Here is a 6343-nt window from a genome sequence, read left to right as displayed (position 1 = left end):
GACCTTCTACGAAGGTGAACAGGTCGTGCTGGTCTGGGACGGGCTTTCCGCGCACTGGAGCCGGGCCATGCGTACCTGGGTCGCTGAGCAGGACTGGCTGACTCTGGAACGGCTGCCCGCCTATGCCCCCGAACTCAACCCCGTGGAGATGCTGTGGTCAGCGATCAAGACCCGGGAGTTGGCCAACGTGGCCGGTGACCACCTGGCCGATGTCGCCGACGCGGCGGAGCAAGGCATCAACCGTGTCTGCGAAGAGGACCGACTCCCATGGGCCTTCCTGGCTCACACCGGGCTGGAGATCCACCCTCCAACCCCACACAACTAACGAAAAACTCAGTAGTAGCAGAGCGCATAGCCCCAGTGTGGTCGCGCGCCAGCTCTGGTCCGTCGTGAGGCCGAGCAGGTCCCAGAGCGTTGTGGCCAGGGGCCACAACGCCATGGCTGTTCCGAGCCCGCCGACGGTGACCGCGGTCCAGGACAGTCCATGGCGGTGCCGGGCGAGTCGTTCTTTGAGGCGTTTGCGCCAAGGCGGTTGAGGGAGTGAGGGGTGGGCGGTCATGGTGTGACCGTAGCCAGTCAAAGGCGAGGTGTGGATACTTGGCGGAATCGGCCACCCTTTGTATCAAAAACGGATTGGCGGCACTGACATCTCCGCCGCACCCAACAAGGGTGTTGACGGACACGAAGATGGGCTCTGGCACAAGGGGTGCGGAAGTCTGTGCTCCTGCGTCGGGTGAGCTCTTCGGAGGCTGATAAGGCACGTCCGTATCTACTTCGCCCACGTCGCTACCCGCGACACAAGGACAGTGTCGAAACCGCGAGTGCTTTGCGTACGCATCGTCTGCCGCCACGTGAGCGAAATCAGGTCCCTCGGTCCTCTTGACGGGTAGAGGCGTTCGATACGGGCCGACCACGCGATGAGAACACCCACCCCACGACCGCGATTGCGGCTGTTGCTGCTGGACGGCAGCCCCGGAGCCGCCGCCCTGCTCCTCCTGGCCGCCCACCGGGCGCTGCCTTCCTTCGACGCGGTGCTCGTCCCCGACACCGGGTGGTACCCGGCCGCCGGATACCGCGCTCTGAACCGCCTGCGCGGTATCGCCTCCGAAGCCGCCATGGGCTGGGAACCGGTCAAGACCGCGCCGATCACCCACCACACCCTCAACCCCCGCGGCTCCGTGCCGCTGCTCCCCCTGTTCACCCTCCACCCCGACGGGACCCCGGGGCGGCTTCCCGAAGGATGCGCACGCAGCACCGCGATGGCCCTGACCCAGCGCATCCGCCGCCTGCTCGGCTACCCCCGCCCCACCCCGATCCCCGACGGCATCGTGGCCCAGTGCGCGACAGGAACGGGCGCTGACCACGCTCGTCCCGGGCCTGTCGCCGGTCCCTCGTTCGTGCGCTTGTACCGGCCCTTGGCCGACCTCGGCTGGAGTGCGCAGGACTGCCGCGCACTGCTGTTCCACCACGGTCTGGACCCGAACCCGGACTTGTCCTGTGCGGCATGCCCCCACCGCTCCAACCGGTCTTGGGCACGTTTGAGGCGAACGGAGCCGGGCGTGTTCGCTGACGCGGTCGCGGTGGACACCCTGGTCCGGCACGGCCGCCCCCAGGCGGCAACGCACGGCATGCCGCCCGGCACCACCTTCTTCCTGCACCCCTCCCGGATACCCCTGGACCAGGTCGACCTGAGCGCCGATACCGATGCCGCACCGGACGGGTGCGTGCCGTGGGCATGCCACGGCCCTGCCACCGGCGGCGCAGCGGATGGAGGCGGCATCCGATGATCGCGACCCTGCCGCCGAACCAGCTCGCCGCCCCTGACCCCACCACGGTGACGATCGGTTCCCTGTGCACCGGCTACGCCGGGCTCGACATGGGCGTGGCCGCGGCGCTGAACGGTAACGCCCGGCTGCTCTGGACAGCCGACAACGACCCCCACATCACCCGGTTGCTCACGCACCGGCTCCCCGACGCCCCCAACCTCGGAAACTTGGCAACGGTGCATTGGGCGTCGTTGGAGACTCCCCAGGTGCTCACCGCAGGGTTCCCCTGCCAGGACGTCAGCGCAGCCGGCCGCGGCGCCGGAATCGAGAAAGGAACACGCTCTGGTGTCTGGCACCACGTCATGGACGCCGTTCGCCACCTACGACCCCGCCTGCTCGTACTGGAAAACGTGGCCGTCCTGCGCTGGAAAGGCCGAGGACTCGACCGCGTACTCGCGGACCTGGCCCGCGCGGGGTATGACGCGAGCTGGTGTTGCGTACGCGCCTGCGACATCGGCGCGTGCCACCGCCGCGAACGCGTTTTCGTTGTTGCCCACTCCGTGCGCCAGCGACGGCCACCGAGGCTCCTCCGATCCCCATCAGCGCACCCGACAGAAGCGGCAGGTGCGGGTCGGCGATGTGCTGTGCCACCCGCCTCACACCCCCGCGCACGCACGCACCCGCACTGCGCACACCACGAGCCGCACCCCCGAGCGTCTGCTGCCCACACCCCTGGCTACCGATGGCACCAAAGGAAGCCCTCGGCAGAGGGATTCACGTGGGCACCGCACACTGCCCTCCGCGGCCATCGCTACCCACACCAGCGTCCCCATCCCGAAACCGAGGCGGTGCCGTTCGCGTACGCATGGGGTGAATACGAACCCGCCATCCAACGGTGGGAGAAGGTGCTCGGCAGAGCGGCACCCCCGCCCACCGAACTCGGCACCCGGGGACAGCCCCGGCTGAGCGCCGCACTGGTCGAGTGGATGATGGGCCTGCCCGAAGGATGGGCCACCGATCCCGCCCTCGCCCTGCCGCGCGCAGCCCAGCTTCAGGCGCTCGGCAACGGGGTGGTGCCGCAGCAGGCGTGCGCTGCCGTGCGGCACCTGCTCGCTGAAGCCCCTCTCACCGGCACGGAGTCGGGCGGGGAGGGTCGCCGGTGAACCGGGACGCCTCCACACCAGGCGGCATGCCGCGCCAGGGCAGTGACACCGAACGGCAAGACGTAGAGCGCTACCGCGAAAGCGTTTCCCGCCAGGGGAAACGCCACTACCGTGCGGGTTGCGACGAGCGCGGCCGACCGGGGCTGGAGGTCTTCACTCCTGCGGAGGCCGCCGCGCTGCTCAAGGTCCCCGAGTCCTGGCTGCGCAAGCGCGCCTCCGCGCGCCAGGTGCCCTGCACCTTCATCGGCAAGCACCTGCGCTTCAGCTCCAGCGACCTGGAACAGATCATCCGCGACGGCCACCGCGACCCCGTCACCGGCCCCTCACGCTCTCGTCGCACCATCTGAAACACCCGAGAAGGGGAGTACGCATGGCGTACGCAGAACGCCGGGGCAGGACCTGGCGCGTGAAGTACAAGAAACCCAACGGCGCCTGGACCTCGGAGTCAGGGTTCGCGACCAAGGAAGCGGCCCTGGCCTGGGGCCGCGACCAGGAGACCGACATCCGCCGCCACACCTGGATCGACCCCGCCCAAGCCGAGGTCCGCTTCGGCGCCTTCGCCGAGGAGGTCTTCGACGCCGCCCGGCTGGCGGGCAACACCCGGGCCAAGTACCGCTCCTACCTGGACCGCCACATCCTGCCCCAGTGGGAGGACTGGCCCCTGGGCGCGGTCTTCAACGACTACCTGGAGATCGAACGCTGGGTGAGGGACCTGCACGAGGAACTGGCCGAGCCCTCGGTGGCCTCGATCTTCGCCTACTTCTCCCGGCTGCTGGAAGTCGCGGTCAAGGCCCGCAGGATCCCCGCCAACCCCGCCCGCGGCGTCCGGGTGACCAGCGGCGAGTACGAGGCCGAACGCCAGGTGGCCACCCCGGCCCAGTTCCTGCGCGCGGCCCTGCGGCTGCACGAGACCTTCTGCCGGGCGGGGTTCGTGCTGGCGCTGATGAACGGCTACACCGGCGCCCGCTGGTCGGAACTGGTCGCTCTGAGGCCGCACGACTACGACGAGATCAACCACGCCGTCCCGGTGCGCACACCGCTGCGCGAGGTCGGCGGGAGGCTGGAGAGGGCCCCAAGCCCCAAGACCCCGGCGGGTAAGCGGTGGATCCAGCTCCCGCCGTTCCTGGACGCCCTCTACACGGAGCTGATCGAGGACTGCGTCGAGGATCACCTCTTCAGCGGGCCCCGGGGCGGTCTGCTGCGGCGGGGCAACTTCCGGGCCCGGTTCTGGCGTCCGGCCTGGGACGGCGACCCCCGCAGCGGCGAGGCCCGGTGGCGGCGCCCGCTGCTGCCGGGGTTCACGTTCAACGAGGGCCGTCACACCCACCGCACGTGGCTGGCCGAGGACGAGATCCCGGAGGTGGCCCGCGCGGCCAGGTTGGGGCACAGGGTGCCGGGGATGGCCCGGGTCTACGAGCACGTGACCCCGCAGATGAGGCGGCGTGTACTCAGCGTGCTGGAGAACCGGTGGCGGGGGAGCGTGACGGCTCTCACGGCCCGGGAACGCGAGTGGCTCTTCACCGTGGCGCCGACGCTCGAAGAGCACTACCGTGGAAACAGCGAAAGCGGGCTCCGAGAGGAACCCGCTTCGAAGACGATCTCCCAGATATCTCCCAGTCTGGGCTGACCGGTCTTCACTCACATGTCAGATAAACCCTCTGACCTGCGGTGATGCTGGTGGGCGATACAGGATTCGAACCTGTGACCTCTACCGTGTCAAGGTAGCGCTCTAACCAACTGAGCTAACCGCCCGCGTGTAGCGATGGGGAGGTGGAGACGGGATTCGAACCCGTGTAGACGGCTTTGCAGGCCGCTGCCTCGCCTCTCGGCCACTCCACCGAGTTGCACGTAAGGCGCCGGGGCACCTCGCGTCTCCTCCGAGCGGACGACGGGATTCGAACCCGCGACCCTCACCTTGGCAAGGTGATGCTCTACCAGCTGAGCCACGTCCGCTTGCTGCCTGGCGTCCGGCCCGTGGGCCCCGCCGTGCTGCTGGTAAGAACTCTAGCGGAAAGTCGGCAGACGGCAAATCGGCGCTGGGAGGGGCCGGTTCGGCGCTCTCGGCGCGGGTAGGCGGCCGTGCGGTCGGAGGACGCGCCGGGGCCGTCGGAGCGGACGTTAACGTCCGCGTCATGCGCCCGGGTGGACAATGGAGGACACCGGCGTGACGAGGGGAGACGGATATGGGCGCGGGCGGCGGCACCGGGGGACACGGCGGGCACCGGTCGTGGCCGCGGGCGCGGGAGGCCGCCCGGCTCCTGGGCGGCGTCAGGCCCCCGGCTCCGCGAGAGCTCCCCCTGGAGGACGCCCTGGGCGCCGTCCTCGCCGCGGACGTGCACGCGTTGACGGGCCTGCCCGCCTTCGACGCCTCGGCCATGGACGGCTTCGCGGTGTCGGGCCCGGGGCCCTGGCGGCTGGTCGGCAGGCAGCTGGCCGGAGCGGCGGAGGCGCCCGTGGGCCTGCGCCCGGGCGAGGCCGTCGAGATCGCCACCGGCGCCCGTGTGCCCAAGGACACGGAGTGCGTCGTGCCCTACGAGCTGGCCGCCGTCCGGGACGGGACGGTGGACGGACCCGCGCAGGCGGGCCGCCACGTGCGCTGGGCGGGGGAGGAGACCGCCCCCGGCGAGACCGTGCTCGAACGGGGAGCGGTGCTCGGCCCCGCCTCGCTGGGTCTGGCCGCCAGCCTGGGCCACGACACCCTGCCGGTGCTGCGCCCCCGGGTCTCGGTCCTGGTCACCGGTGAGGAGATCACCACATCGGGGCTGCCCGGCGACGGCAGCGTGCGCGACGCCATCGGTCCGGCGCTGCCCGGGGTCGTCGAGCGCGCGGGCGGCCGGATCGCGTCCCTGCGCCACCTGGGCGACGAGCGGCGTCCGCTGCTCGACGCGCTGGAGGGCGCGGACGGCGACGTGGTCGCGGTGTGCGGTTCCTCGTCCCGGGGACCGGCCGACCACCTGCGTTCGGTCCTGGAGGAGCTGGGCGCCGAGGTCGCGGTGGACGGGGTCGCCTGCCGCCCGGGCCACCCGCAGCTGCTCGCGCACACCGACCGGACCGTGTTCGTGGGCCTTCCCGGCAACCCCGGGGCGGCCCTGGTCGCCGCGGCCACCCTGCTGGTCCCCCTGCTGGCCGCCATGACCGGACGCACGGACCCCGGAACGGGTCTGGCCCGAGCCGTCCTGGAGGGCGCCGTCACCGCCCACCCCCGGGACACCCGGCTGGTCGCGGTGCGCCTGGACGGCGGCCGGGCGCGGCCGGTGGGCCACGACCGTCCGGGCAGTCTGCGCGGCGCCGCGCTGGCCGACGCCTACGCGGTGGTGCCGCCGGACTGGGACGGCGGCGAGGTCGAACTGCTCCGCGTGCCCTGAGACCGTCCCCGCGTCCGCTCGGAGACCGGTCCGGCTTCGGCTCGGAGAC

General features: G+C 71.0%; 6 protein-coding genes, 3 tRNA genes and 1 pseudogene. 7 read left to right on the top strand and 3 right to left on the bottom strand.

Features of this window, described 5'->3' with window-relative positions:
* The 6 genes and pseudogenes from G011_RS0122065 to G011_RS32605 all read left to right on the top strand — a co-directional run.
* Window positions 1–325 (top strand): transposase (locus G011_RS0122065; RefSeq protein ID WP_019610386.1); only part of this gene is annotated, 325 nt, incomplete at its 5' end.
* Window positions 326–917: 592 nt separating this feature from the next.
* Window positions 918–1787 (top strand): hypothetical protein, encoded by an 870-nt coding sequence (locus G011_RS0122060; RefSeq protein ID WP_064972199.1) that lies wholly within the window; start codon window positions 918–920, stop codon window positions 1785–1787.
* Window positions 1736–2332, top strand: a pseudogene (locus G011_RS32615) (DNA cytosine methyltransferase); the annotation flags it as partial. The gene G011_RS0122060 and the pseudogene G011_RS32615, both read left to right, overlap by 52 nt.
* A 282-nt stretch (window positions 2333–2614) precedes the next feature.
* Window positions 2615–2929 (top strand): hypothetical protein, encoded by a 315-nt coding sequence (locus G011_RS32610; RefSeq protein ID WP_231391559.1) that lies wholly within the window; start codon window positions 2615–2617, stop codon window positions 2927–2929.
* The gene (locus G011_RS31305) at window positions 2926–3276 is read left to right on the top strand and encodes a helix-turn-helix domain-containing protein (protein ID WP_019610383.1); all 351 of its coding nucleotides are present in this window, start codon (window positions 2926–2928) and stop codon (window positions 3274–3276) included. The genes G011_RS32610 and G011_RS31305 overlap by 4 nt, the downstream gene beginning before the upstream one ends.
* A 23-nt stretch (window positions 3277–3299) precedes the next feature.
* Window positions 3300–4556 carry a hypothetical protein gene (locus tag G011_RS32605; protein ID WP_026338541.1) on the top strand — a complete coding sequence of 419 codons (1257 nt, stop codon included), beginning with the start codon at window positions 3300–3302 and terminating at the stop codon, window positions 4554–4556.
* 48 nt (window positions 4557–4604) lie between these two features.
* On the opposite strand, the gene G011_RS0122040 is transcribed toward G011_RS32605, so the two are convergent.
* The 3 genes from G011_RS0122040 to G011_RS0122030 form a co-directional block, all read right to left on the bottom strand.
* A tRNA-Val gene (locus tag G011_RS0122040) sits at window positions 4605–4681 on the bottom strand.
* Window positions 4682–4697: 16 nt separating this feature from the next.
* A tRNA-Cys gene (locus G011_RS0122035) sits at window positions 4698–4768 on the bottom strand.
* 41 nt (window positions 4769–4809) lie between these two features.
* A tRNA-Gly gene (locus G011_RS0122030) sits at window positions 4810–4882 on the bottom strand.
* A gap of 230 nt (window positions 4883–5112) precedes the next feature.
* Here G011_RS0122030 and G011_RS0122025 point away from each other — a divergent pair.
* Window positions 5113–6294: a molybdopterin molybdotransferase MoeA gene (locus G011_RS0122025; protein ID WP_019610381.1), complete on the top strand. Its 1182-nt coding sequence runs from the start codon at window positions 5113–5115 to the stop codon at window positions 6292–6294.
* The last annotated feature ends 49 nt before the right edge of the window (window positions 6295–6343 follow it).

It is taken from the genome of Nocardiopsis sp. CNS-639 (assembly GCF_000381685.1).
Taxonomy (GTDB): domain Bacteria; phylum Actinomycetota; class Actinomycetes; order Streptosporangiales; family Streptosporangiaceae; genus Nocardiopsis; species Nocardiopsis dassonvillei.
This window is presented reverse-complemented; position numbering and strand designations above follow the sequence as displayed.

Bases quoted from the DNA above. Each gene is read 5' to 3' on its own strand.
- G011_RS0122025 (WP_019610381.1), top strand. From the start codon at position 5,113: ATGGGCGCGGGCGGCGGCACCGGGGGACACGGCGGGCACCGGTCGTGG.
- G011_RS32605 (WP_026338541.1), top strand. From the start codon at position 3,300: ATGGCGTACGCAGAACGCCGGGGCAGGACCTGGCGCGTGAAGTACAAG.
- G011_RS0122060 (WP_064972199.1), top strand. From the start codon at position 918: ATGAGAACACCCACCCCACGACCGCGATTGCGGCTGTTGCTGCTGGAC.